General features: G+C 67.1%; 21 protein-coding genes. 10 read left to right on the top strand and 11 right to left on the bottom strand.

Annotated features, from left to right (window positions below):
- Positions 1-18 precede the first annotated feature (18 nt).
- Positions 19-513, bottom strand: coding sequence for a hypothetical protein (locus R8F63_01745; GenBank protein ID MDW3217310.1), 495 nt, complete (start codon positions 511-513; stop codon positions 19-21).
- 28 nt (positions 514-541) lie between these two features.
- On the opposite strand from R8F63_01745, the gene R8F63_01740 reads away from it, so the two are divergent.
- The 3 genes from R8F63_01740 to R8F63_01730 are packed head-to-tail and all read left to right on the top strand — an operon-like array spanning position 542 to position 3,987.
- Positions 542-1,000: a cupin domain-containing protein gene (locus R8F63_01740; protein MDW3217309.1), complete on the top strand. Its 459-nt coding sequence runs from the start codon at positions 542-544 to the stop codon at positions 998-1,000.
- Positions 1,001-1,016: 16 nt separating this feature from the next.
- Positions 1,017-2,525: a DUF3048 domain-containing protein gene (locus R8F63_01735; GenBank protein MDW3217308.1), complete on the top strand. Its 1,509-nt coding sequence runs from the start codon at positions 1,017-1,019 to the stop codon at positions 2,523-2,525.
- Between the two features lie 10 nt (positions 2,526-2,535).
- The gene (locus tag R8F63_01730) at positions 2,536-3,987 is read left to right on the top strand and encodes an RNB domain-containing ribonuclease (GenBank protein MDW3217307.1); all 1,452 of its coding nucleotides are present in this window, start codon (positions 2,536-2,538) and stop codon (positions 3,985-3,987) included.
- Here R8F63_01730 and R8F63_01725 read toward each other — a convergent pair.
- The 4 genes from R8F63_01725 to R8F63_01710 form a co-directional block, all read right to left on the bottom strand.
- Complete coding sequence (locus tag R8F63_01725) at positions 3,977-4,387, bottom strand: DUF4332 domain-containing protein (GenBank protein MDW3217306.1); 411 nt, start codon at positions 4,385-4,387, stop codon at positions 3,977-3,979. The two genes, R8F63_01730 and R8F63_01725, sit on opposite strands and share 11 nt — an antisense overlap.
- 82 nt (positions 4,388-4,469) lie before the next feature.
- The gene (map, locus tag R8F63_01720) at positions 4,470-5,414 is read right to left on the bottom strand and encodes a type I methionyl aminopeptidase (GenBank protein ID MDW3217305.1); all 945 of its coding nucleotides are present in this window, start codon (positions 5,412-5,414) and stop codon (positions 4,470-4,472) included.
- A gap of 16 nt (positions 5,415-5,430) precedes the next feature.
- Positions 5,431-5,886 carry a MaoC family dehydratase gene (locus R8F63_01715; protein ID MDW3217304.1) on the bottom strand — a complete coding sequence of 152 codons (456 nt, stop codon included), beginning with the start codon at positions 5,884-5,886 and terminating at the stop codon, positions 5,431-5,433.
- A gap of 45 nt (positions 5,887-5,931) precedes the next feature.
- Positions 5,932-7,143: an FIST N-terminal domain-containing protein gene (locus R8F63_01710; GenBank protein ID MDW3217303.1), complete on the bottom strand. Its 1,212-nt coding sequence runs from the start codon at positions 7,141-7,143 to the stop codon at positions 5,932-5,934.
- Positions 7,144-7,304: 161 nt separating this feature from the next.
- Here R8F63_01710 and R8F63_01705 point away from each other — a divergent pair, with 161 nt between their 5' ends.
- Complete coding sequence (locus R8F63_01705) at positions 7,305-8,297, top strand: fatty acid desaturase (protein MDW3217302.1); 993 nt, start codon at positions 7,305-7,307, stop codon at positions 8,295-8,297.
- On the opposite strand, the gene R8F63_01700 is transcribed toward R8F63_01705, so the two are convergent.
- Positions 8,294-8,689, bottom strand: a complete 396-nt coding sequence (locus R8F63_01700; GenBank protein ID MDW3217301.1) for a hypothetical protein — start codon at positions 8,687-8,689, stop codon at positions 8,294-8,296. The genes R8F63_01705 and R8F63_01700 overlap by 4 nt on opposite strands.
- 160 nt (positions 8,690-8,849) lie before the next feature.
- On the opposite strand from R8F63_01700, the gene R8F63_01695 reads away from it, so the two are divergent.
- From R8F63_01695 to hrpB, 5 genes are all read left to right on the top strand, one after another.
- Entirely contained in the window at positions 8,850-9,521 is a 672-nt protein-coding gene (locus R8F63_01695) for a hypothetical protein (protein ID MDW3217300.1), read from the top strand.
- An 87-nt stretch (positions 9,522-9,608) separates the two neighbouring features.
- Positions 9,609-13,004 (top strand): EAL domain-containing protein, encoded by a 3,396-nt coding sequence (locus tag R8F63_01690; GenBank protein ID MDW3217299.1) that lies wholly within the window; start codon positions 9,609-9,611, stop codon positions 13,002-13,004.
- Between the two features lie 43 nt (positions 13,005-13,047).
- A complete protein-coding gene (locus R8F63_01685) occupies positions 13,048-13,818 on the top strand; it encodes an enoyl-CoA hydratase-related protein (GenBank protein ID MDW3217298.1) in 771 nt (256 codons plus the stop codon).
- Between the two features lie 19 nt (positions 13,819-13,837).
- Positions 13,838-14,509, top strand: coding sequence for an alpha/beta fold hydrolase (locus R8F63_01680; GenBank protein ID MDW3217297.1), 672 nt, complete (start codon positions 13,838-13,840; stop codon positions 14,507-14,509).
- A 7-nt stretch (positions 14,510-14,516) separates the two neighbouring features.
- Complete coding sequence (hrpB, locus tag R8F63_01675; GenBank protein MDW3217296.1) at positions 14,517-16,994, top strand: ATP-dependent helicase HrpB; 2,478 nt, start codon at positions 14,517-14,519, stop codon at positions 16,992-16,994.
- A gap of 2 nt (positions 16,995-16,996) precedes the next feature.
- On the opposite strand, the gene R8F63_01670 is transcribed toward hrpB, so the two are convergent.
- The 3 genes from R8F63_01670 to R8F63_01660 form a co-directional block, all read right to left on the bottom strand.
- A complete protein-coding gene (locus R8F63_01670; protein ID MDW3217295.1) occupies positions 16,997-17,917 on the bottom strand; it encodes a PLP-dependent lyase/thiolase in 921 nt (306 codons plus the stop codon).
- A gap of 1 nt (position 17,918) precedes the next feature.
- Positions 17,919-19,061, bottom strand: a complete 1,143-nt coding sequence (locus tag R8F63_01665; protein ID MDW3217294.1) for a CaiB/BaiF CoA-transferase family protein — start codon at positions 19,059-19,061, stop codon at positions 17,919-17,921.
- Positions 19,062-19,123: 62 nt separating this feature from the next.
- Positions 19,124-19,486, bottom strand: a complete 363-nt coding sequence (locus R8F63_01660) for an Imm53 family immunity protein (GenBank protein ID MDW3217293.1) — start codon at positions 19,484-19,486, stop codon at positions 19,124-19,126.
- A gap of 105 nt (positions 19,487-19,591) precedes the next feature.
- Between R8F63_01660 and R8F63_01655 the strand changes: the two genes are divergently transcribed.
- Complete coding sequence (locus tag R8F63_01655; GenBank protein ID MDW3217292.1) at positions 19,592-20,389, top strand: hypothetical protein; 798 nt, start codon at positions 19,592-19,594, stop codon at positions 20,387-20,389.
- Here the strand turns inward: R8F63_01655 and R8F63_01650 are convergent.
- Both R8F63_01650 and R8F63_01645 read right to left on the bottom strand, forming a co-directional pair.
- Positions 20,386-22,215: an S-layer homology domain-containing protein gene (locus R8F63_01650; GenBank protein ID MDW3217291.1), complete on the bottom strand. Its 1,830-nt coding sequence runs from the start codon at positions 22,213-22,215 to the stop codon at positions 20,386-20,388. The genes R8F63_01655 and R8F63_01650 overlap by 4 nt on opposite strands.
- A complete protein-coding gene (locus R8F63_01645) occupies positions 22,215-23,615 on the bottom strand; it encodes a DUF1800 family protein (GenBank protein MDW3217290.1) in 1,401 nt (466 codons plus the stop codon). Before R8F63_01645 ends, R8F63_01650 begins: the two co-directional genes overlap by 1 nt.
- Between the last annotated feature and the right edge of the window lie 107 nt (positions 23,616-23,722).

Below are 23,722 nucleotides of genomic sequence, written 5' to 3'. Positions count from 1 at the left end.
GCCACACCCGCGGGCGAATCAGCCGGGGGGACGATGCACCTCGGCCAGCCAGCGGTCGCCGGTCGCAATGACGAGCGACAACGCCTCCATGGCGGCGATCAACCACTCGATCATCGCCGCCCCATCCACGTCGCCGGGCACCTCCGCGACGATGCCGTGCTTCGCGTGGTCCTGCTTGCGGAGCCATCCACCGGGCAGCGTCCGGCCGGCATCAGCGAGTCGGTCCAGCGCGTTCGGCCCCGTGCCGTGCTGGATGCCGACCTGGGCCGGCTGCGGGCGATCCCCGTAGCGCGGCGGCGTCCACGTCGCCATGGGCACGGCCGGGCCCCGGCCGGAGAACCACTTGCCCAAGCCGGACTTGTGGGGCACAGCCGAGAACTCCTCGGCCGACAGCGCGGGTCCGAAGTTGATCCACCCTTCGCCGTCACCGCGAGCCGCGAGCTCGTCCATGTGGTTCATGAGTGGTGCCGGGTTCGATCGCGTGAACTCGACGACGTCGACGGTCATGGCCATGCCCGACGGTAGCTGTCAGCATCTGCCTGTGGCTGACCCTCCCGACCTCGACGCCGACCACATCGCGGACATCCTCGACCTCCGGCCCCATCCGGAAGGTGGACGCTTCGTCGAGACCTGGCGAGCGACGGCCGACGACGGGCGCCGTGCCACCGGCACCGCGATCTACTTCCTGCTGCGCGCCGGCGAGGAGAGCCACTGGCATCGGGTCGACGCCACCGAGATCTGGCATCACTACGCGGGCGCTCCGCTCCGTCTCCGCACGGTCGCCGGCGAGTCGATCGAGGAGCGGATCCTGGGGCCGGACATCGCCTCCGGCGCCCGGCCGCAGCTGATCGTCGAGCCGCACCAATGGCAGGCCGCGGCGTCGCTCGGCGCCTGGACCCTGGTCGGCTGCACCGTCTCCCCGGGGTTCGACTTCGACGGCTTCGAGCTCGCGCCCACGGACTGGAATCCGCCCGGTACGGTGGAGCCGCGGGGCGGTTGAGTCACCGCAGGGACGCATGCGCCGACACCACCGAACACTCCTGACCGCAACCGCGCTCTGCGTCGTTGCCGCGCTCGTGGCCACGACGCCGGCGAACGCGCAGAACGACCCGGGCGAACTCGCCTCGCTCGAGCAGAAGCGTGACGAGCTCACCATCGAGATCGGCAATGTGGATGCCCTCCTCGAAGACCTCGCCGAACAGATCGAGGCGCTCGAGGACGACCTCGACGTGAACGAGGTGCTCATCGAGCTCGTGGCCGACGAGATCGAGTGGACGGTCTTCACCCGCCAGGAACCGGCGGCGACGCGTGTGGAGATCGCCATCATCGGGTTCACCCGTGGTGACCCCCGGCAGAACGAGCTGCTCAACGAGGTCCGCACGCTCGAAGGCGACGACGAGCCGAGTCGCCGGCGGGCGCTCTACGAGTCGGTGATCGATGACACGGTCGACCGACTCGAGGTGATCGACGAGCGCCTCGTCGAACTCACCGACGATCTCGATATCGCCCGCTCGAGCCTCGCGGAGAAGCAGGCCGAGCTCGAGGAGGCCGAGCAGGCCCGCGTCGACGCCGGTTCCCTCCGCAGCGACCTGGCGGCCGAGCTGAGCGACACGCTCCAACGCATCGAGCGACTCCGGGCCCTTGAGGCGCGGGCGGTGCTCACCGGCCTCAGCACGTTCGACGACCCGACCCGCCCGGCGCTCGCGATCAAGATCGACAATGTCTCCGGCGCTCGCCCCCAGGCCGGTATCAACCAGGCCGACATCGTGTTCGTGGAGGAGGTGGAGGGCGGTCTCACCCGTCTCGCCGCCGTCTTCCACTCCCAGGGCGCGGAGGTGGTCGGCCCGATCCGCTCGATGCGTACCGGCGATCTCGATCTGCTCGCCCAGCTCAACGGCCCCTTGTTCGCGAACTCGGGCGGCAACCGCGGGACCCGCGCCGAGTTGGCGACATCGACGCTCGTGGATGTGGGTGTCTCCGCCTTCAACGAGCTCTACTACCGCGACACCGGCCGCAGTGCGCCGCACAACCTCTTCAGCAACACGTTCAACCTCTGGTCGATCGGTCGGGACCTGGAGGGCACCGGCACGCCGTCGCCGATGTTCGTCTACCGCACCGCGGGCGACCCGATTCCGGGGGAGACGTTCCGCACCGACAGTGTCCACATCAACTACGGCTCGACGACCGTGGACTACGAGTGGAACGGCAGCTCGTGGGATCGCAGCCAGGACGGCGAGCCGACCGTCGACGCCGATGGCGTCCGGGTCTCCCCCACGACCGTCGTCGTGCAGTTCGTGGACTACAAGCCGTCGCGAGCCGATGCCCGTTCGCCGGAAGCGCAGACCGTCGGCGAGGGACGGGCGTGGATCCTGACCGACGGTGTGAACGTGGGCGCCGACTGGAGCCGCGCGGAGATCGGCGATCAGACGGTGTACCGGGTGCCGGAGGTCGGCACCGAGATTCCGATCCTCCCCGGTAGGACCTGGATCGAGCTCCCCCGACCGGGCAACGCGACCCGCAACTAGGTTCCGCGCCGTGCCCCGCCAACAGGTCCGCTGTCCGCCGGATCCGACGATGCTGGCCGGATTCGCCCGCATCCGCGAACAGCTCGACGTGCCGGTCGCGTTTCCCGCCGAGGTCGAGGCTGCGGTCGACGCCGTGGTGGCAGCCGGCCCGCGGATACCGGACGGCGCGCCCACCAGCGTTCGCGACGCACTCGACATCCCGTTCGTCGCCATCGACCCTCCGGGATCGCAGGATCTCGACCAGGCGTTCGCCGCCGAAGAACGGGCGTCCGGCCACCGGGTGTTCTACGCGATCGCCGATGTTGCTTCGCTGGTCCCGCCGGGCGGGCCGATCGACATCGAGGCGCGACGACGCGGCGTGACGCTCTACTCACCGGACCGGCGGACCTCGCTGCATCCCGAACGCATCAACGAAGACATCGGGAGCCTGCTCGCCGGCCAGGAACGCCAGGCACTGCTCTGGACCATCGACCTCGACGACACCGGCGAGATCGTCGACGCCTCGCTCGAGCGGGCGATGGTCCGCAATCGGGCCCAGCTGACCTATCGAGAGGCGCAGGAACAGATCACGTCCGGTGGCGCCGACCCTTCGCTGGCGCTCCTTCGCACGATCGGCCGCCGGCGCAAGGCGCTCGAGCGCGAGCGCGGCGCCGTGAGCCTCGCCCTGCCCGCGCAGGAGGTCGTCACGACCGAGGACGGCACGTTCGAGCTCGAGTACGACGAGAGCCTCGCCGTCGAGGAGTGGAACGCACAGATCTCGCTGCTCACCGGCATCGCGGCGAGCCGCATCATGATCGACGCGGGGGTCGGTCTCCTCCGCACGCTCCCGGAGCCCGATGAGCGGACCGTCGGGCGAATCCGGCGCACGGCCCGAGCCCTCGGCGTCGACTGGCCGAACGACGTCGGCTACGCCGAACGGGTCCGCGAACTCCGCCCGGACACGCCGAGAACCGCGGCGCTCCTGAGCCAGGCCGCGCGGGGCCTACGGGGTGCCGGCTATGTCGCCTTCCGCGGCCACGAGCTGCCGGCAGATCCCGAGCACTCTGCGATCGCGTCGACCTACGCACACGTCACTGCACCGCTCCGACGGCTCTGCGATCGTTTCGCGAACGAGATCATCGTGGCCGTCTGCGCCGACGTTGCCCCTCCTGCCTGGTCGGTCGAGGCGCTCGACGAACTGCCGAAGCTCATGGGGAGCGCGAGCCAACGCGACCGAACCCTCGAACGCGCGGTCGTCGACTATGTCGAAGCCATGGTGCTCACCCAGCGGGTCGGCGACACGTTCGAAGCCGTCGTGACGGACGTCGACGATCGTGGGCGCGGCCGCGTGCAGCTCCGGGATCCCGCCGTGGTCGCTCGCGTCGCGGGCGACGGCCTGGCGTTGGGTTCCGAGGTGCGGGTGCGGCTCGACGAAGCCGATCCGGATCAGCGCCTGGTGCGCTTCTCCGTGGTCAGTGGCTGACGGCGGGCTTCAGCTTCTTGGCGTGAGCCACCCAGCGCTCGACCTCCGACAGGGAGGGCGGACGCCGCACGAGACGACGCTTCTTGGCCGTGTTCACCTCGAGCATCTTGCTGTGGAGGTTGGCGGGCTTGCGGGTGCGCAGCTCCTTCACCGTGTCGACGCCGGCGTTCTCCAGCAGATCGCTGTATTCCTCACCGACGCCCTTGACCCGCATGAGGTCCGCTCGGTTCACCCACTCCAGGATCTGGTGCTCGGAGCACCCGGACGCCTTCGCCAGCGCCTTGCGGCCCTTCTTGTCACCCCCGGCCGCGAGCAGGCCCTGGGTGGTGCGTACACCGGCCTTGTCGAGCGCCTTGCGGAACTTGGGCCCGATGCCCTCGATGGTTTCGATCTTCGCCATTGCCGGTTCTCCTGGGTCAGGTGGGGGATGTCCCGCGCGTTCCGACGCTAGAGCAGTCGAGAAAGTCGCGCGTGCGCTCGGATCAGACGAGGGCGACGGGCAGACGATCGTGCGCGCACTCGCCGGCCGGAGTCACGGTCATGCGCTCGGCGCCGCTCTCCGTCATGATCAGCGTGTGCTCGAACTGGGCGGTACGGGTGCCGTCGATCGTGACGGCAGTCCACCCGTCGTCCCAGATCGCCGCTTCCGGAGCACCGAGCGTCAGCATCGGTTCGATCGTGAACGAGGTGCCGACCTCGAGCGGAGTCGTGAGCCGCCGGTCGTAGTAGTGGGGAATCTGGAGATTCGTGTGGAACTCCGTGCCGACGCCGTGGCCGATGAACTCCCGCACGACCCCGAGCCGATGCTTCACCGCGTGTCGTTCGATCGCCTTGCCGATGTCGCTCACCGGGCCGCCGGGCGAGACCGCGTCGATGGCGAGCATCAACGACTCGAGGGTGACTTCGACGAGGCGACGGGATTCCGCATCGACATCGCCGACGAAGAACATCGCGGAGGTGTCGCCGTGGACGCCTTCGCGGAAGAGGGTGACGTCGATGTTGACGATGTCGCCGTCGGCGAGCGGCCGTGAATCCGGGATGCCGTGACAGATCACCTCGTTGACCGAGGTACAGACGGACTTCTTGAAGCCGCGATAGTTGAGCGGGCTCGGGTAGCCACCGGCCTCGATGCTGAGGTCGTGGACGAGACGATCGATGTCGTCCGTGGCGATCCCCGGCCGGACGATTTCGCCGGCCCGCAGCAGGATCTCGGCAGCCGCCGAGCCCGTGCGCCGCATGGCCGCGATCTCGTCGGGCGTGCGGGTGACGGAGCTGACCGACGGTCCCGGCTCGCCGCTGACGGCGTAGGGAGGACGCTCGATCTCCGGTGGAACGCGACGAGGGGGGCTCAGGAGCCCGGGAGCGACGGGCGGCAGCGAAGGGGCGGCCTTACCGGCCGGTCCGTTGCGACGCTTGCGTTTTGCCATCACAGCCTCCTGTTGCTCACCGGAGGAACCGGCTGACCGACTCGACGACGCAGGCCGGTTTGGCCTGCCCGTCGATCTCCACCGTAATCGTGACGACCACCTGCACGCCGCCCTTGATCTCTTCGGCGTGCGTGATGGTTGCTCCGGCCCGAATGCGACTTCCGACGGTGACCGGCTGCGGGAACCGCACCTTGTTGGTGCCGTAGTTCACGCCCATCGACGCACCGTCGACGCGCATGATCTCGGGTAGGAGCTGATTCGTCAGGGCGAGCGTGAGATAACCGTGGGCGATCGTCGCCCCGAACGGACCATCCGCGGCGGCCTCGGGGTCGACGTGGATCCACTGATGGTCGCCGGTCGCCTCGGCGAACGTATCGATGCGCTCCTGCTCGATGGCGATCCAGTCGCTGTGACCGAGATCACGGCCGACGGCCTCGAGGAGTTCGTCAGGGGAAGCGAAGACTGTCGTCATCTCGACAAGGCTATCCCCCGTCGACCGGGTCGACTTCTCGGGCGCTCAGCCGATCGCGAGCGTGACGAGCGTCTGGTTGTGGAAGCCGGAAGCGCCGGTGACCCGAGCGAACTCGCCGTAGGTGTAGAAGCCCGCGATCGGCGCACCGACCCGGCGCTGGATCCGATCGATCTCGACGGCCGGGCCGTCTTCTCCCATGACGCCGCGGCGGGCGACGCAGTCGAACGCGAGGACGGCGACGGGTTGGCTGCCGATCTGCGCGAGCGCCGCATCACACGCACTATCGGTCGCATCGAGGACCGACTCCACCGTGCCCGCCATCGCATGGGCGACCACGCCCTGGGGCACACCGGCGATCGAGGTGATGGTGCGCGCCTCGGGATCGGCGGAGGAGATGAAGCGAACCTCGTCGCGGCCGCGGTGGGCAAGGCCGATCGGATGGGTCGACGCGAACTGTGTGAAGGCGTTCGGGTCGCTCGCCAGGTCGGCCGGCGCACCGTGGAGGCGGAGATATCGATCGAGCGCCGGTTCCCCGTCGATTTCGTGGACGACGTTGCCGACAGATTTGGTGATCAGCACCGACTCTCCGACCGCCTCCCATCCGTGGGAAACGCCGATACCGATGGGAGCGACCGAGGAAATCGCGACGCCGATCACCTGGTTGCCGCCGATTCGGCTGCCGTTCTTGTTCGCATGGAAGAGGGTCGCCTGGGCCATCTCCATCCCGTCGCCGGCGCAGCCACCCACGAGCGGGATGGTGGCGCCGGTCGTGGCGTAGGCGCCGCGCACGACCTCCTGCTGGTCGCCGGCAAGCCCGTCGGAAAGCATGAGGAGCACGGTGTGACCACGGTCTTCGACGTCCCACACGGCGTCCGCCGCGAGCTCGCCGGCCGTACGGAGATCACCGCCGACCACGTCGGCGCAGCGGGAGGCGAACGAGATGCCATCGCCCCCGAGCGCCATGACGACGACACCGTCGTCCGTCGGACCAGCGACGCCGATCTCGCCGCCGGTCGAGCAGCCGACGACGGACGCATCGTTGGAGGCGACCGATGCGACTCCGGCAAGGAGCGCCTCGTGGTCGTGTCGATGTCCTGCGAAGACCACGAACAACGCGGCATCGCCGCCCGCATCGGCGTCAGAGGCGGCGCGAACACCGGCCTCGTACGAGTTGTCGAGGGTGCTCGTGCCGACGCCAGCCCAGCGGGCGTCGGAGCGAGTCGAGGCACCCGTGGATTGGAGCTGTGTCTCAGTCACCTCTTCCGCGTCGGCACCGTCGAGGCGGTCGTGAGGACTACACGGTGTCGGCGAGGCGCCGAGACAATCCCCTAGGCCACAACTCCTCGAATCGCTTCTGCAGGGTGATCACTGCCGTAGGCATGTTGCTTTGGCCGCCGTGGCGCTGCGAGACTAACCGCATGGCCGGCGAGGAAGTCCAGGAACGGACCCCAGAAACCGACGCAACCCGAGCGTCGAGCACGCGTCAAATCAACCAAGTTCTAGGTCCCGCCGTCGTGCGGAGCCTTCACAAGCAGAACGTTTTCATTGATGCGGGAGTTGGCGTTGGCCTGCTGGCGCTGGTCGTCGCACTAGCCGTGGGGCTCGGCACCGTCCCGATCGGTCTTCTTTGGTTTGGAATGCTGATCGCACAAGGCTTTCTTCTGCAGATCCTGGCCTTCTTCGCCCACGACGTGTTCGTTCATCGCGCCGTCGGCGGACGAAGGTTCGCCCGCATGGCGGGCTCGGTGTTCGCAACGCCAGCGACAGTGGTCTTTAGCGAGTACCGACACCTACATTTCGCCCACCATCGCCATGTGAACGGCCCCGGCGATAGTGAGGAGTACAAGCGTGACTTCGACCGACGATGGGTCAAGTGGGCGTTGCTGACTCCCGTCGGCACTCAGCTGTCATGGTTCGGCGTGTTCCGTCGCGGCGACCGCAAGCGGTGGGAGCCCGACTACACCGTTGAGGAGGCGCGAATGGTGAAGCAGGAAACGCGAGCTCTGATCGCGGTGTTTGCAGGCCTTGTCGGCCTCGCCTTCCTGAGCCCCGGGATCGTGCTGCGCGGGTACTTCCTCCCTCTCCTAGTGGTCGCTCCGATCGCATCGAGCTTGCGTGTGATTCTTGAGCACGCCGATGTGGATGTGAGGACGCCACTCGCCAGCTCGACGTTCTATCGAACTGGCCCTATTTCTGGGCCACTGTTTCTCTGGGGAGCGGGCGACTGCCATCTTGTGCACCACCTCTACCCGGCGATCCCGTTCTATCGAATGCGTCGGGCGGTCAGGCTGATCGAGCCAGTGTTGATCGACGCGGGGGTGCGCCAGCATCGCTCGTTCGCGAAGCTCCTGTACGGCTGGTTTATTCGCAACGAAGCCCACGGAACCTCGTGGAGACTCGCGGACTCCTAGGCTGCTCTCGGGTTGATTTGGCGTCGGATCCTAACGACAGACGCCACGCCGAAGAAGATCATCAGCAGCCCAACCACGATCCAGGCGAAGACAGGCATCTCACCTGATCCAGCTCCGGCGATGTACGCATAGGGAGCGATGAAGGCCAGCAGGGTGATCAGCGCCCAACGCTGGGTTGAGCCCCAGTCCTGCGCACGAGCAGCGTTGACTACGCGCACCTGGCCGTACGCGTAGGGCCAGGCGGTGCCAACGTCGATCACCAGAAAGGCCCACGGGCTTACGCCGTAGTCACCAAGAGTGGGCCAGACGATAAGAGCTCGGAGAACCGAGTAGCCAAAGATGGAAGCAATCCATGCCTTGCCTATCCAGCCAACTCGAGCGGTGCCGTCCACTGCTCGAGACTAGGGCCGGATGGCCCTAGTTTCCACCACCGTCCGCGCGCCCCTGACCCTCCCTCGCGCGTGCCCGGGTTGACTTTCACCCCAAACTGTCCATAGCGTCGTGGGCCTTATGGCCCTAGTTCCGACCGTGCCCGGTCTCTCGATTCGCCCTGTGGAAAACTCCCAGGAACTGCTTGCTGCCAGGCGGCTGCACTCCCAGTGCTTTGTGGATGAGGGTTTCATCAGCCGAGACGAGCTTGGGTCCGACGGACTGATTCATGACGACTGGGTACCGTTTAGCGACTACTTCATCGCTGTGGACGAAGAGGCTGACCAGATCGTAGGCACCTGTCGCCTCATCCGGCCGAGTGTCCGGGGCTTCCCGGCCTTCCAACACTTTGATGTGCGTGCTGACGCCATGGAGATCTTCGCGGAGCTCGATACGAATCGATGCGCCGAGATCTCCGCGTTGGCAACTCTCCGCAACGGCATGCAGCACATGGCGATCTCTGGCGCACTGTACGGAGCGGTGTGGCGGCGCGCGATCGAAACCCGCCGCGCGTACCTCCTCGCTATCGTCGACGATCGTATGCTCACATTCGCTCGCCGATTTCTCGAGATCCCGATGGTTCAGATCGGGGAGTCCCGTGAGTTCATGGGAGCGCGGACCACACCGACTGCGATCTACGTGCCACGTGCTGCAGAGTCGATGGCGCCCGACAATCTCCGCTTCTTCTCGGGCGACATTCCGTTCAGTGAGCTGGACGAGGTAGTAATCGACCTCCGCAGCACAGTGCCGGAGATTCAGCCCAAGGTCCGCGACCTGACAGCGCGACGAGCCTAGATCCTGGGCTAAGGCCCTCATTTCAGGCTCAGGAGTGCCGACCCAGGCTGTATGGGGAGGGACTCTTTCCGGACTATCGCTGTTGGAGTGTGCCTTGTCGCGCTCGCGACATTCGCCGGAGAGACCGCTCAGGCGGTCGCCAAGGCTGTAGCCGCGGTCTTCTTGATCGCCGTAATTCTGCGGCGAAACCGAGCGAGCCGGAGCGAACGGGATCGCCCCTGGCAGTACATTGCAGCCGGCACTTCCTTGGTTCTCGTCGCTGCGGTGATCCGCCTAGTGCACGGCGCATCCATCGGAGTCGAGAACCCGTTCCCCAGCTACGCCGAAATCCCGGCGATTCTCGGCTACATCTGTTTGATCGCTGCATGCCAGAGTTTCTGGCGACTGCGCTCGACTCGTCGTGATCTCGAAGCGGCACTGGACGGACTCCTCCTTACAGCCGCGACCGCAGTGGTGGTCTTCAGCGCGATTCTCTCCGACTATCTCCGAGACAGCACGATCGACGGATGGACTCGCGCCGGTAATGTCCTGTACTCGATCCTCACGCTGACTCTGCTCGGACACATCGCTCGCCTTGCCGTTGGGCCTGGGACGCGGAACGGTAGTTGGCGATTGCTCGCCGTTGCCTCGAGCTTGCTGCTGACCAACGACATCCTCCTTCTCCTTGACAGCACAGGCAGCAGTTGGGCCCTGGAGGCGGCCACAGTCGTTACATCATTGGCGCTCGTCTTGGGCGCCGCCGCATTTCTTCACCCGCTTGCGCCATCTCTCGTCGAGACTCCGGAGTACCGTGAGCCTCGCTTGACTGCCGTGCGGACTGCGATGCTCGCGGCGGCACTGCTGACACTTCCGATGGCGCTGCTCGCGGCCCTCGTCCGAGATACCGAGCCGGACCTACCTGTGCTGGTGACCGGCTCCGCCGCTCTCGCGGTGGTCAGCCTCGTCCGAATCTCGCTGCTCTTCCGAGCAAAGGAGCGAGTCGCTGGCCTCGACGCAGCGCTGTCTGAGTCGGGGCGAGGTCTCCTCGACGCATCCTCCGGTAGCGAGATCGCAGTTGCTGCATCGAAGACAATTCGACTTGTCGTCGGCGAAGCATCGCGGTACGCCGCGATCATCGGAACACGCGAAGCAACCCGACACCTTGTCATTCGTCTCGAAGGAGCAGAGGCGGCGCAGATTCTCACGCTCGAAGCGGAGTCCGCTTCGCCAGACCTACGCGATCTGATCGCGGTTGACTCAGGGGCCTCGAACTTCGTCGAACTGGAACTAGGCGACCGCGGTCGCTTTGGGCGGATCCTCGTGGAGGTGGCCGGGAATCTCGATACCGCCTATGGACTCGCGCTTCAGACTATGTCCGCGCAGATTACACAGGCTCTCGTGTCGCTGCGGCTCACGGAGGCGCGCTTTGAGCGCCGCGCTGAACAACGGCTGTCCGCCCTCGTCGAACAGTCGTCGGACCTTGTGGTCGTAATCGGGGCCGATGGTCTGGTTCAGTTCGCTTCACCGAACTCGGAGCGTGTGCTCAGCATCGGCAACAGCGAGATGATTGGGATGGACCCGCTAGTGCTGTGCCACCCAGACGAGTCCGACGCCCTGCGCGCACTCATCGATGCACCGTCAACCTCCGATGAGGTCGCCGTTGCTGCAGAGTTTCGGCTTCGAACCCACGGCGGGACATATCGCTGGTTCGATGTCACGACTCGTGACTTCTCGGACAACCCGGAAGTCGCCGGCGTCGTCCTCACGGCACGAGACGTCGATGAGACACGAGCTGCCAAGCTCGGCCTGCAGCGCAGCGAACAGTGGTTCCGCGGCCTTGTGCAGAACAGTTCGGACGTCATCGCCGTGATCGACGACGGTGGCACCTTCACGTACATCTCGCCCTCCGCGAACGAGCTGCTCGCGCATCGTCCCAGCAGCCTTCGCGGCCAGAGCTTCTTCGACTTGATCGCGCCGAACCAGAGCGGGAACGTCGGTGAGATCCGGGCGCTGATGCTCGACTCGATGGAAGGAAGTCATACGATCGAACTCGCGTTGCTGCGAGCCGACGGCGACGAACGCACCGTCGACGTGACCATCACTGACCTTCGGAAAGACCACTCCGTGCGCGGACTGGTCCTCAACATCCGTGACATCACCGTCCGCAAGCAGCTCGAGGACGACCTCCGCCATCAGGTCCTGCACGATGACCTCACCGGGCTCGGCAGCCGGGTGCAGTTCACGAAGCAGCTCGAAGCGGCGCTGCGGACAGACCGCCGTGCGGGGAGCCGGGTGGCAGCGCTCTTCATCGATCTCGACGACTTCAAGAACATCAACGATTCGCTGGGGCACGCGGCCGGCGACCAGGTCCTGGTCGAGATCTCGTCACGGCTTCTCGGGCGCCTGCGCCTCCACGACCGGGCCGCCCGGTTCGGTGGTGACGAGTTCGCCGTGCTTCTGACCGACGTCTACACGGATTCCGATGTCACGCTGGTCGCCGACCGGATCGTCGAGGAACTGAGCCGCCCGGTGGACCTCATGGGCCACGAGGTGCGTTTGGGGGTCAGTGTCGGCATCGCCATGGACGAGGACGGTAGCCAGACGCCCGAGGATCTCCTTCGGGCCGCCGATGTCGCCATGTACGAAGCGAAGGCCAAGGGCAAGGGCCGCTGGGCGCTCTTCGAGTCCGGAATGGCCGAGCAGACCTTCGAGCGGTTCGAGATCTCGAACTCGCTCGCCGCCGCGATCGAGGGCGACGAGCTGACAGTGCACTACCAGCCGATCCTTGACCTGTTCTCCGGCAAGACGGCAGGAGTCGAGGCGCTCGTGCGCTGGAACCACCCCGAACGCGGGATGGTCAGCCCGGCGTCCTTCATCCCGCTCGCAGAGCGCAACGGCCTCATCGTGCCCCTCGGGCGCAAGGTGCTCGAAACCGCCCTCGCCCAGGTCGCTCTGTGGCGCCGTCGCGGGCATGACATCTATGCCAGCGTGAACATCTCCCCGGTTCAGCTCCAGCGCGACGGGATCGTGGCCGAGGTGCTCGAGCTGGTCGACAGCTCGGGCATCGAACGTTCGGCCGTCGTGCTCGAGTTGACCGAGTCCGCACTCATCAACGACTTCGAGCTCGTCGTACAACGAATCGATGCACTCCGCGCCGCTGGCCTCCGTGTGGCGATCGATGACTTCGGAACCGGCTACGCCACGCTGAAGTACGCCGATGAGTTCTCGGCGGACATCCTCAAGATCGATCAGTCGTTCGTCGCCCGGCTCGAGACCCAGGACGACTCCACGATCGTCTCCACCGTGCTCAACATCGCCGCCGGCATGGGGGCGGAGACGGTAGCCGAGGGCATCGAGGTTCCCGACCAGCACAAGCGACTCTTGGCGCTGGGCTGTCGCCTCGGGCAGGGCTACTACTTCGCACGACCGGCCGACGCGTCCACGATCGGTGGGCTCCTCTCACGCGAGCTCGACGGCGAAGCACTCGCGGGCCACTCCCACTGACGCCGACACCACCTCGACTCGCGCCGTCTGGCAGGCTGCGGGGGTGCCGGGGATCGGAATACAGCGCGATGGCGCGGTCGGAACGCTGATCATCGACAACCCGACGCGCCGCAACGCCATGTCCGCGGACATGTACGCCGCGGTGCCGGGGGCGACCCGCGAGCTGCTCGCCGACCCGGACGTACGGGTCATCGTGCTGCGCGGTGCCGGGCAGGAGGCTTTCGGGGCGGGGTCCGACATCAGCGAGTTCCCGACCCGCCGGCTCGGCGAGCAGGCCCAGTCCTACGACGACGCGGAACACGCGGCGTGGGAGGCGCTCGCCGCCATCCCGGTGCCGGTCATCGCGGCGATCCACGGTCCGTGCATGGGCGGTGGCATAGCGATGGCACTCCATTGCGACATCCGGATCGCGGCCGATGACGCAACCTTCGCCGTGCCGCCCGCTCGTCTCGGCCTCGCGTACCCGCGAGACGCGCTCCATCGACTCGTCGAGCTCATCGGGCCCGCTCAGGCGAAGCTGCTGCTGTACACCGCGAAGGTCTTCGACGCAGCACACGCGGAAGCAATCGGGCTCCTGCAGGAGGTCGTCACCAAGGCCGACCTGGAGGACCACGTGAGCGCGCTCGCGGCGAAGATCGCTCGTCTCGCTCCGTTGACCCATCGCGCCACGAAACTGAGCGTCGACTCGTTCGGCCGCGGCCACCTCGATGATGTGGCGTCCGAAGCGCGACGCGCCTGCTACGACAGCGAGGACTTCCGCGAAGGCGTCCAGGCCTTCCTCGACAAACGCCACGCCACCTTCCATGGCCGCTGACTGCTCGGAGAACTGACTCATGACCACTGACCTCAATGTCGTGACCCGCGGCTCGGGCCCGACCGTGCTCTTCGTCCACGGTCTCGACTCGGACGCGGACGTCTGGACGCCGGCGATCGACCTCCTGGACGACCACACCTGCGTCGCCGTGGATCTCCCGGGTCATGGAGGATCACCGGTCAGCGAGGACCCGGCCGACTACGAGCGCGAAGCGCTCCTGGAGGACCTCGATCGAGTCCTCTCGACGCTCGACGCGCCGGTGGTGCTCGTCGGGCATTCCCTGGGGGGTTACCTCGGCATGGCGTACGCGCTGACCCGTCCCGGCGCGATCGGCGCGATGGTCCTCGTATCGACGGGGCCGGGATTCCGCGATCCGGAGGCGCGCGAGAGCTGGAACCGACGCGTCCGCGAGAACGCCAAGGACTACGACATCCCGGAGGTGGCGGCCGCTGTCGCGTTCCATGTGGACTCCATGGTGATCGATCGCATGACCGAGCTGACCTTGCCGCTCGCCCTCGTCATCGGTGACGGCGACAAGGCCTATCTCGGCGCGAACGACTACATGGAGAAGAAGCTCCCGCACGCGGAACGCACAACGGTCGAGGGTGCGCGGCACTACGTGATGCGCTCACATCCCGAAGCTGTCGCCGCCGCCGTGCGTTCGATGAGTGCCGCGGCAGGCAGGGGCTGAGTCCGGAGTGGGCGAGCCCACCGACCTTCCGGTCGACGCCGCACTCCCGCGCATCGAGGAACACCTGTCGGCGAATCGGGCCGTCGTCCTCGAAGCTCCACCCGGCACCGGTAAGACCACCCGCGTACCTCCCGCTCTCATCGGTGCCGACTGGCTGACCGGCCAACGACTGTTGATGCTGGAGCCGCGCCGAGTGGCCGCTCGCGCCGCGGCCGAACGGATCGCCGACGAGCTCGGCAGCGAGGTGGGCGACCTCGTTGGTGTGCGCACCCGCTTCGATACGCGGATCGGTGCGGGAACGCGACTCGAGGTGGTCACGGAGGGCGTCTTGAGCCGAATGCTGATCGATGACCCGGCGCTGGAAGGCGTCGGCGCGGTGATCTTCGACGAGTTCCACGAACGAAGCCTCCACGCGGACACGGCGCTCGCGTTCACCCGCGAGACGCGCAGCGCCCTGCGCCCGGACCTCCGGCTGGTCTTGATGTCGGCCACCATCGACGGCGAGACGATTGCGCAGCAGCTCGAAGGCGCCGAGATCGTGCACGTGGACTCGCCGCTCCACCCGGTCGAGACGACGTATCGGGTGCCGTCGCCCGGTCGGGCCCCCGCCGAGGACACGGCCGACGCCATCGTCGAGGCTGTGGCAGCCCACTCGGGAGATGTGTTGGTCTTCCTCGCGGGGGTGGGCGACATCAACCGCACCGCCCGGGCGCTCGGCGGGCGGCTTCCACCCGGGTGCACGATCATGCCGCTCCACGGTTCGCTGCCCCCCGCTGAACAGGACCGAGCGCTGCGGCCGGCATCCCGAGGGGTCCGCAAGGTGGTGTTGTCCACCCCCATCGCGGAGACGAGCGTGACCATCGAGGGCGTGCGGATCGTCATCGACACCGGTCGGCGACGCCGTCCCGAAACCGACATCGGACGCGGGATGAGCCGACTTCGCACCGTCAATGCGAGCCAAGCGGCAACGGACCAACGCCGCGGGCGCGCCGGACGGCAGGGGCCGGGTGTCTGTGTTCGCCTGTGGGCCGAGGTCGAACAGGGCCGACGGCGGGCCGACGAGCCGCCCGAGATCCTCACCGCGGATCTGACGTCGCTCGCGCTCCAGATCGCGGCGTGGGGCGCGGTCGACGCGCACGAGATTCCGTTCGTCGACCCCCCGCCCGCGGCCGCGCTTGCGGCCGCGCGTGGCGTCCTCACGACGTTGGGCGCGCTCGACGACGATCGCCGCATCACGGCCCATGGACGCGAGATCATCGCGCTCGGGGCGGAACCGCGCCTCGCCCACATGATGATCCGTGGCGATCAGCTCGGACTCGGCGGCACGGCATGCGATCTGGCCGCCGTACTGGCCGACCGGGACCTGCTCACCGGTCGTGACCGGCCGACTGATCTCCGGCTTCGGGTCGAGGCGTTGGAACAGGGCGGGCGCGGCATCGACGAGGGTCGGCGGCGACGGGCACAGGAACTCGCCCGGCGCTGGCGCCGGCGTCTGGATGCGAAAGAACCGCCGGATGTCGAGATGGTCGGGTCGCTCGTGTCGCTCGCCTACCCCGATCGGCTCGCGCAACGCCGAGCCGACGCCGGAAGCTTTCTGCTGGCATCGGGTGCCGGCGTTGCAACGCCGGCCGACGACGCCCTCGCCCGGGAGCCGTACCTGGCGGTCGCCGAGACCGACGGGATGGGGGCCGACGCCCGGATCGTCACGGCGGCTCCGATCGATCGGGACGACCTCGAGACGCTTCACGCCGACCGGATCGAAGAACTCGTACGAGGCGAATGGGATCGTCGGTCCCGCGACGTCGCCTTCGAACGCCAGGAACGGCTCGGTGCGCTCGTACTGCGCCGCAGCCCCGACGACGACCCCGATCCGGATGCCGTCCGCGAGGCGCTGCTCGCCGGTGTCCGGCGCGAGGGGCTCGGTCTCCTCGGGTGGCGTGAAGCGGACAGGCGCTGGCGGGAGCGATTGGCGTTTCTCCATCATGTCGACGGGGAGAACTGGCCCGATGTCGGCGACGACGCGCTCGCGGAGGAACTCGAAACGTGGCTTGCGCCTGCGCTGGCCGGTGCTCGGCGGCGGGCCGACCTCGAGATGATCGATCTGAAGTCAGCGCTGAACAACCGACTCGACTGGCGTCAGGTCCGCGATGTCGACCGGCTCGCGCCCACGCACATCACCGTGCCGTCGGGTTCCCGCATCCCCGTCGACTATTCGGCGCCGGAGGGCCCGGTGCTGGCTGTGCGATTGCAGGAGATGTTCGGGTTGGACACGACCCCGACGATCGCAAACGGTGCCGTCACGCTCGTCCTCCATCTGCTCTCCCCGGCGCATCGGCCGGTCCAGGTCACGAGCGATCTCGCGTCGTTCTGGTCAGACAGCTACCAGGCGGTACGCAGCGAACTCCGCGGTCGCTATCCGAAGCACGAGTGGCCGGAGGATCCCGCATCTGCAGCTCCGACGAGCCGGGCGAAACGGCGGCGCTGAGCTCAGCCCGCGGCCCGTCCGGTGACCGGCACGACGATCCTGGCCCCACGCATGTCCGGAGCGGCGAGTGCCGCCGCCGCGAGGGCGGCGCTGCCATCGAGCGACGCTCGGATGCCCTCGTGAGCCAGGAGTGCGACCGCGGCCTGCTCGAGATGGCGGTCGTTGACCAGCGCGGTGTCGTCGAGTGCGTCGGACAAGGGCACCACGATCAATTCTGATGGTGCCGAGACCGACATCTCCGGCGCGCCGGCCCCGGGGGTTACCGGCGTCCGTACGAGCCGACCCTCCCGCACGCTGTGTACCGTGCCGGGCGCCCGTTCCGCCCCGACGCCGACGACACGCGTCCGCGGCATGCGGTCGTGGCACCAGGCACCGGTGCCGTGGGCGAGGGTCCCCCGCCCGATCGGAACGAAGATCGCGTCGATGTCGCCGTTGTCGCTGTCGAGCTCCGCGGCCATCGTGGCCGCGCCCTCGGCGAGCTCGATGTGATCGCCGTCATCGATGAACAACGCATCCACCATGCGGGAGTAGCGCTGCGCCTCCGCCCTGGTCTCGTCGGCAGTCGTGCCGTCGAGCCGCACGATGGTGCCCGCGTGGCGAAGGCTCTCGACCTTGCTGGGATCAGCGTCGAGCGGGCCGAAGAGTTCGACATCGATCCCTCGGTTCCGGCCTGCGTTGGCCATTGCGACACCGAAGTCATCGGCGCTGGCACAGACGACCCGATGAACGTCCCGATGGCACTCGAACCACCATTCGGCACCGCGACTCGCGACCGTGCCGGTCGGATTGATGGTTTCGACCTTCAGGATCAACTCGACCCCGAGCAGACGACTCAGCGGCTCGCTTCGATACTGCGGCGATCCCACGAACGGACGCGGTATCGCGCCGGCCGCCTGGGTGACTCGGTCCAGGTCGATCGTCACGTCAACCACCGACCGCACCAGTGGACCGCAGGGACGAGATCTCCGATTCGGAGAAGCCCCAGTCCGTGAGCACGTCATCCGTGTCGGCACCGACCCAAGCCGGCGACGGGCGGATCTCACCTGGCGTGCGCGACAGAATCGGGACCGGCACGACCTCCGTGTGACTCTCTCCGACGAAGGTGCCCCGATCCCGATGATGGGCGTACTCGCGCGCTTCGTCGAAACTGAGCACGGGCGCCGCACAGCAATCGGTGCCCTCCAGGAGCTCGCACCACTCATCGCGCGTCCGCTCCAGGAACTTGGCTTGGATCACGGCCTTGACTTCGGGCCACGTCTCCCGGTCGTACTGCGGTGGCAGATCGCGTTGATCGATGCCGATGGTCTCGAGCATCAGCGCATAGAAGTGGGGCTCGATCGGCGCGATCGACATGTACCCCCCATCGGCACATTCGTACACGGTGTAAAAGGGTGAGCCGCCGTCGAAGAGGTTCGTGCCGAGATCGGTGGTGTGCATACCACTCGCCTGCATGCCGTAGAACACGCTGGCGAGCGACGCCACGCCATCGGTCATCGCGGCGTCGACCACCTGCCCGCGCCCTGACTGCTTGGCTTCCCACAGAGCGCACATGACACCGAAGGCCATGGTCAACCCGCCCCCGGCGAAGTCGCCGAGGAGCTGCATGACCGGTACGGGTGGCCCGCCGGCCGGGCCGACGCTACCGATGACGCCGGTGATCGCTTCATAGTTCAGCGAGTGACCGGCGCTCGGGGCCAACACTCCGGTCTGGCCCCATCCGGTGAGGCGTCCGTACACGATCGCTGGATTGCGGGCCATCACCTCGTCCGGCCCGACTCCGAGCCGCTCGGTGACACCAGGGCGAAAGGCCTCGAGGAAGACATCGGCGTCCTCCGCAAGCCGGAGCACCGTCTCGACCCCCGACGGCTGTTTGAGATCAACGGCGATCGACCGGCGACCGCGGTCCCACGACGAGTACGGGCCGGGAACCTTCTCCGCCGGCACCTCGGCGAGCCGATCGACCCGAACGACTTCGGCACCCATGTCCGCCAACTTCAGAGTGCCGAAGGGCAACGCGCCGAGCCCGGCGAGTTCGATCACCCTCACGCCAGCCAGCGGTCCGGCCATGTCCATACCTCCGTCGCCCGAGCATGAAGTTAGTCGGAGCGGCGGGGGCGGCCGGGGTTCCCTCAGCCGGCCAGGAGCCGCTCCCACTGCGGGGCCTCACTGTCGCGGACGAAGTCGCGAAACGCCCGCAGGGCCAGCGGCAAGCTCGACGCAGACGCGGCGGCCACGAACTCCGTACCGTCGCTCCAACCCTGGACCCACTCGCCCTCGCCGAGGTCTTCGACGAAGGGCTCGGCTCGTTCGCCCTCGAGGGCCGTGCCCCGGAGATCGACCGTCAACCACCAGCCGGGTCCATCGACAGCCTCGATCGTGATCCCATCACCGTCATGGAGCTCAGGGACGCACTGGGCGCGATACCAGTCGCAGAGAAACGCGAGTACGTCACCAGGAGCTGCCAGGTGTGCTTGTGCGCCGGTGTTGTCCACGATTCCTCCGCAACTCAGCGTCGCTACTATGGGTAGCAACCTTGAGTTGCACCGTAGCAAGGCCGATAGTGTGAAACAAGAGCGCCGATCCGGAGATCCTCACTGATGGCCAAACGCCCATCCCGCCGCACACGCGAAGAGACCAAGCAACTCGTCCTGGACGCGGCTGTTGATCTGGTGAGAATCGAGGGCCTCGGCGCCGAGCCGACGACCGTCACGTATCAGAAGGTGTTCGACCATCTCGAAGCGACGACCGGCGTGCGCGTCACCCGCGCTTCTGTCCACGAACGAATCTGGACGAGCCAGGAAGACTTCCAGTTCGAAGTACTCGAACTCCTTAGCGGTACCGATTCCGGAATACAGCAGACCTACAGTTCCGCGATCGAAGTATTCGAATCGACCGCTGAGCTCCACCCACTCGACCGAATGCGCGAGATGACGCGGGTTGCGGCAGACGTAAACCTTGCTGTCGCACAGGGCGACCCGAGATTCTTCTCATGGGTCGGTATGACGATGAGTCTCGCTGCGGACGCCGGCCTGACCCCAGAGCGCGCAGAGCAGCTGCAAATCGCCACCTCGTCGAGCTACGCCGACTTTGAAGCCTCCGGGAGTGAGCTTCTGCGAGGGCTTGCCGACCTACTCGGCCTTCGTCCGAGAACGGATCTATTCGACGAAGCCGCTGAAGGTTTCACTCTTATTGCCAATCTGGGCATCGCACTGTCCGAAGGAAGCACGCTGCGCACCCGATTCGATCCAGCGGAACTGCCGACGGTACAACTGGCAACTGCTCTCGGTGGCGAGCAGCAGGAGTGGTCCGTTTTCGCCGCTGGCTACTGGGCCCTGCTCAACTCATTCCTCGAGATTGATCCTGAGGCGCATCCGGATCTGGTGGAGCCGGACTAGACGGGGCTACCGGCGAGCCGCCAGAGGAACGTGGCCATCTGCGCTCGCGTGACGGGGTCATCCGGCGCGAATCGATTACCACCGACGCCCGTGGTGATGCCGCGGTGGAGCAGCCAGTCGACGGCCTTCTCGTAGAAGGCCCCCGCCTTCACGTCATTGAAGCCGGCCGCGGGCGAGCCACCCGGTTCGTCTTCGAGTCGCCAGAGGAACGTGGCCATCTGCCCACGGGTCACCTGGTCGTCGGGGGCGAACCGATTCCCGCCCACGCCGGTCGTGATCCCCTCGGCCTTCAACCAGTCGACCGCCTTCGTGTAGAAGCGGCCGTTCGGAACATCCGAGAATCCGGCCGCCGGGGACCCACCCGGCTCGCCGCGGTAACGGTGCAGGAAGGTCGCCATCTGCCCCCGGGTGACGTGGTCGCTCGGGGAGAACTGACCGGGGCCCGTGCCCGTGGTGATCTCTGACGCGGCCAGCCAGCCGACGGCAGCGCTGTAGTACTGGCCGCTGGGCACATCCCAGAACTGGCTTCCCGACCCATCCCCGATGAAGTTGAGCTGCGAGAAGTTCGCGCCGAGAACCTCCGCGGCGTCGGCGTCCAGCCACTGTTCGAGCAGTGTTGCATAGACCTGCCGGAAGTCGACATGGTGGTGGAGGTCCCCGCGCCAGTCGAGGTTCGTCAACGACGGCTGCTGGCCGTGGTGTCCACCCTCGGCCTGCGGGCTCACGAACATCATCATGCCGGCCGTCCCATGGTCGGTGCCGGCCGAGTAGTTCGCCTCGACGCGGCGGCCGAACTCGGAGAACACCAGCATGCCGGTGCGGCCCGCGAAGGCGGGAGACAGGCGGGTGAAGAACGCATCGATGCCCGCGTCGAGCTCCGCGAGTAGGTCGTCGTGGGACGGCCGCTGGCCATCGTGGTGATCGAATCCGCCAAGGCTGACACTGACGATCCGGGTGCCGAGGTTGAGGTTGACCACCTCGGCGGCGAGACCGAGCTCGCGAGCGAGTCCGTCCTCCTCGAGCCCTTCGACGTAGGCCGGGGAGATCTCCTCGGCCGTGTCGACGGCGTCTCGGAAGGACTGGGCAACACTGTCGCCCCATGCGCCGCTGATGCCGCCGTCACCGAAGTCGGCGACTGCCTCGATCGCGTAGCGCTCCCAGCTCTCCGAGCGGTCGGCGCCGAACAACGATCCGTTCGGCGGCAGTCCGATTGCGCCGGTCTGCCCCGCCTTCAGCAGCATCGGGATGCCACCCCAACCGATGTGGACCACGCCGAGCTCGCCGAGATCGGCCCCCTGTGCATAGCGGCCGAGCCAGCCGGTCGGATCGGGTCCGAGGTCCAGGCTGCCGGCGAAGTACTGCGCCGTGGACTCGAAGTGGCTGTGTTCGTCCCCTTCTTCACCGACACCTTCGATCAGTGCCACCTGACCCGCATCGAACCGCGTCTTCAACCGGGCGAGGTTCGGGTGGAGGTAGAGGCCGTTGCCCACCGAGTCACCGCTTCCCACAGAGACGGCGAGGCTCCCCCGGGCCGCCTGGTACGCGCCGTCCTCGGCTGGCACCAACGTGTTGAGATGATCGTTGCCGCCGTTGAGGAACACGGTCACGAGGACGCGATCGCTCGGCCCCAACGGTGTCGCTGCCGCGGCGATCGAGTCGAAGACGCTCGGCATCACGGTGAGCGCGCCACCACCGGCGAGCGCGCCTTGCAGGAAGCGACGTCGCGCGAACCCCGACTGGCCCGGGTCGGACGAGAGGCGGGCAAGGGCGATGTCCGCCTCACTCGGACGGAGCAGTTGGCGGCGGGGACGAATCAGTGATCGCATCAGTAGACCTGGAACTCGGGACAGAGGGCGCCGACGAGGAAGCCCTGCGGGGCCGCAGCCCAGCGGTTGTTCTGGTAGGTACGGCGATGCCATCGCTCCACGGCGTCGCGGGTGGTGGACGAGACCTCCTCGAGCCCGAACAGGTCGAAGATCGCGTCGGCTGCAGCCTCGTCGTCCGGGTTCGTTTCGAGATCAGCCAACAGGCCGGCTTGGTCGGCTCGCCATCGTTGACCACGGGCGAACCCGCCACGGGCCCAGGCCGAGACGGTGCCGAGCCAGTACTCGCCCTGCCCCCATCCCTTCACGCTCGGTGGGTCGAAGAGCGTCATGCCCATGGGCGCCATGCTCCAGTGGAGTCCCATGTCGCTCGCCGGGAGCCCGGAGCGTCGGATCATCGTGGCGACGAACTCGACCGGTGACTTGATCAGGCCGTAGCGAGCCTCGGCCCCCCAGAAGTCGTCGTGGAGAAGGATGGCTCGCACCAGCGACGCGATCTCCATGTCGGCGGCGACGAACGCATCACCGAGCTCGTTGATCGTCGACTGGGCCGGGTCCAGGTGGGCGAAGTAGCGGAAGAGCTTGCCCGCGACGAACCGGGACGTCTCCTGCTGGCGAACCCCACGGACGAGTTCGGTGATGGTGTCTCGCTCACCGCCCTCGACCTGGACGCCGTTCCAGTTGGCACTGATGCCGAACAGCGTCTTCTGTCCGCCGTCGTGGTGTTCGGGCCGATAGACGTAGGTCGCATCCCAGCGGCTTCCCGTCCAGCCGACGGTGTTGTGACCCGTCCACGCGCGGGCCATCGCGACCACGTCCTCTTCGGTGTAGTGGCCGACGCCGCAGGTGTAGAGCTCCATCAGTTCGCGGGCGAAGTTCTCCTGGATGCCACTCGCGACGTTCGACTGATTGTCGAGGAAAACGAGCATGGCCGGGTGCAGCGACGTCGATCGGACCAGGTCCTCGAAGTCGCCCATCGCCATGCGGCGGAACATGCGGATCTGGTCCCAGAGCTCGGGGAAGTCGGCGACCTTGTCCTGCGCACACGAGAAGTGCTCGTGCCAGAAGACCGTCAGCTTCTCCCAGATCGGGATCGATGCGCTGACCGCCGGCACCGTCCCGGGAACCGACGTCGGGTTCGCGAGGTCGGCCATGCGCTGGATCCACCACTCGATGCCGTCGCTCTGTGCTTCCCACTGGGACTCGTTGGTGACGAAGCCCAGCACGCCGACATCCGGCCCCTCCGGGGTTGTGTCGGCCGCCGTGAAGCCCATCACGGCTTCGACCGCGGCCTGGCGGGTCATGCCGGTGAACGCGGTCAGCTCACTGTTCGATCCCCCGTACCCGGTACGCCGCAACAAGTGCGCCGCGTCCTGTCGAGACAACGTGTCCGACGCTGGCATGACCACCTCTCTCGACCCGCATGAACCCTTCGGCATGTGCCGTGTTGGTTCCTTCGGCCCAAAGAAGCCCGCACTTGAAAGGGAAACCTCCCCGGGCCCGCGTTCCG

This window comes from Acidimicrobiales bacterium (assembly GCA_033344915.1).
In the GTDB taxonomy this organism is placed as follows: domain Bacteria; phylum Actinomycetota; class Acidimicrobiia; order Acidimicrobiales; family Aldehydirespiratoraceae; genus JAJRXC01.
The sequence above is the reverse complement of the archived record's forward strand: the minus strand, read 5'-3'. Positions and strand labels throughout refer to the sequence as shown.

Excerpts from the sequence above, each read along its gene's own strand:
- R8F63_01745 (MDW3217310.1), bottom strand. The coding sequence starts at position 513 with ATGGCCATGACCGTCGACGTCGTCGAGTTCACGCGATCGAACCCGGCA.
- R8F63_01735 (MDW3217308.1), top strand. The coding sequence starts at position 1,017 with ATGCGCCGACACCACCGAACACTCCTGACCGCAACCGCGCTCTGCGTC.
- R8F63_01725 (MDW3217306.1), bottom strand. The coding sequence starts at position 4,387 with ATGGCGAAGATCGAAACCATCGAGGGCATCGGGCCCAAGTTCCGCAAG.
- map (MDW3217305.1), bottom strand. The coding sequence starts at position 5,414 with ATGGCAAAACGCAAGCGTCGCAACGGACCGGCCGGTAAGGCCGCCCCT.
- R8F63_01715 (MDW3217304.1), bottom strand. The coding sequence starts at position 5,886 with ATGACGACAGTCTTCGCTTCCCCTGACGAACTCCTCGAGGCCGTCGGC.
- R8F63_01705 (MDW3217302.1), top strand. The coding sequence starts at position 7,305 with ATGGCCGGCGAGGAAGTCCAGGAACGGACCCCAGAAACCGACGCAACC.
- R8F63_01680 (MDW3217297.1), top strand. The coding sequence starts at position 13,838 with ATGACCACTGACCTCAATGTCGTGACCCGCGGCTCGGGCCCGACCGTG.
- R8F63_01665 (MDW3217294.1), bottom strand. The coding sequence starts at position 19,061 with ATGGCCGGACCGCTGGCTGGCGTGAGGGTGATCGAACTCGCCGGGCTC.
- R8F63_01655 (MDW3217292.1), top strand. The coding sequence starts at position 19,592 with ATGGCCAAACGCCCATCCCGCCGCACACGCGAAGAGACCAAGCAACTC.
- R8F63_01650 (MDW3217291.1), bottom strand. The coding sequence starts at position 22,215 with ATGCGATCACTGATTCGTCCCCGCCGCCAACTGCTCCGTCCGAGTGAG.
- R8F63_01645 (MDW3217290.1), bottom strand. The coding sequence starts at position 23,615 with ATGCCAGCGTCGGACACGTTGTCTCGACAGGACGCGGCGCACTTGTTG.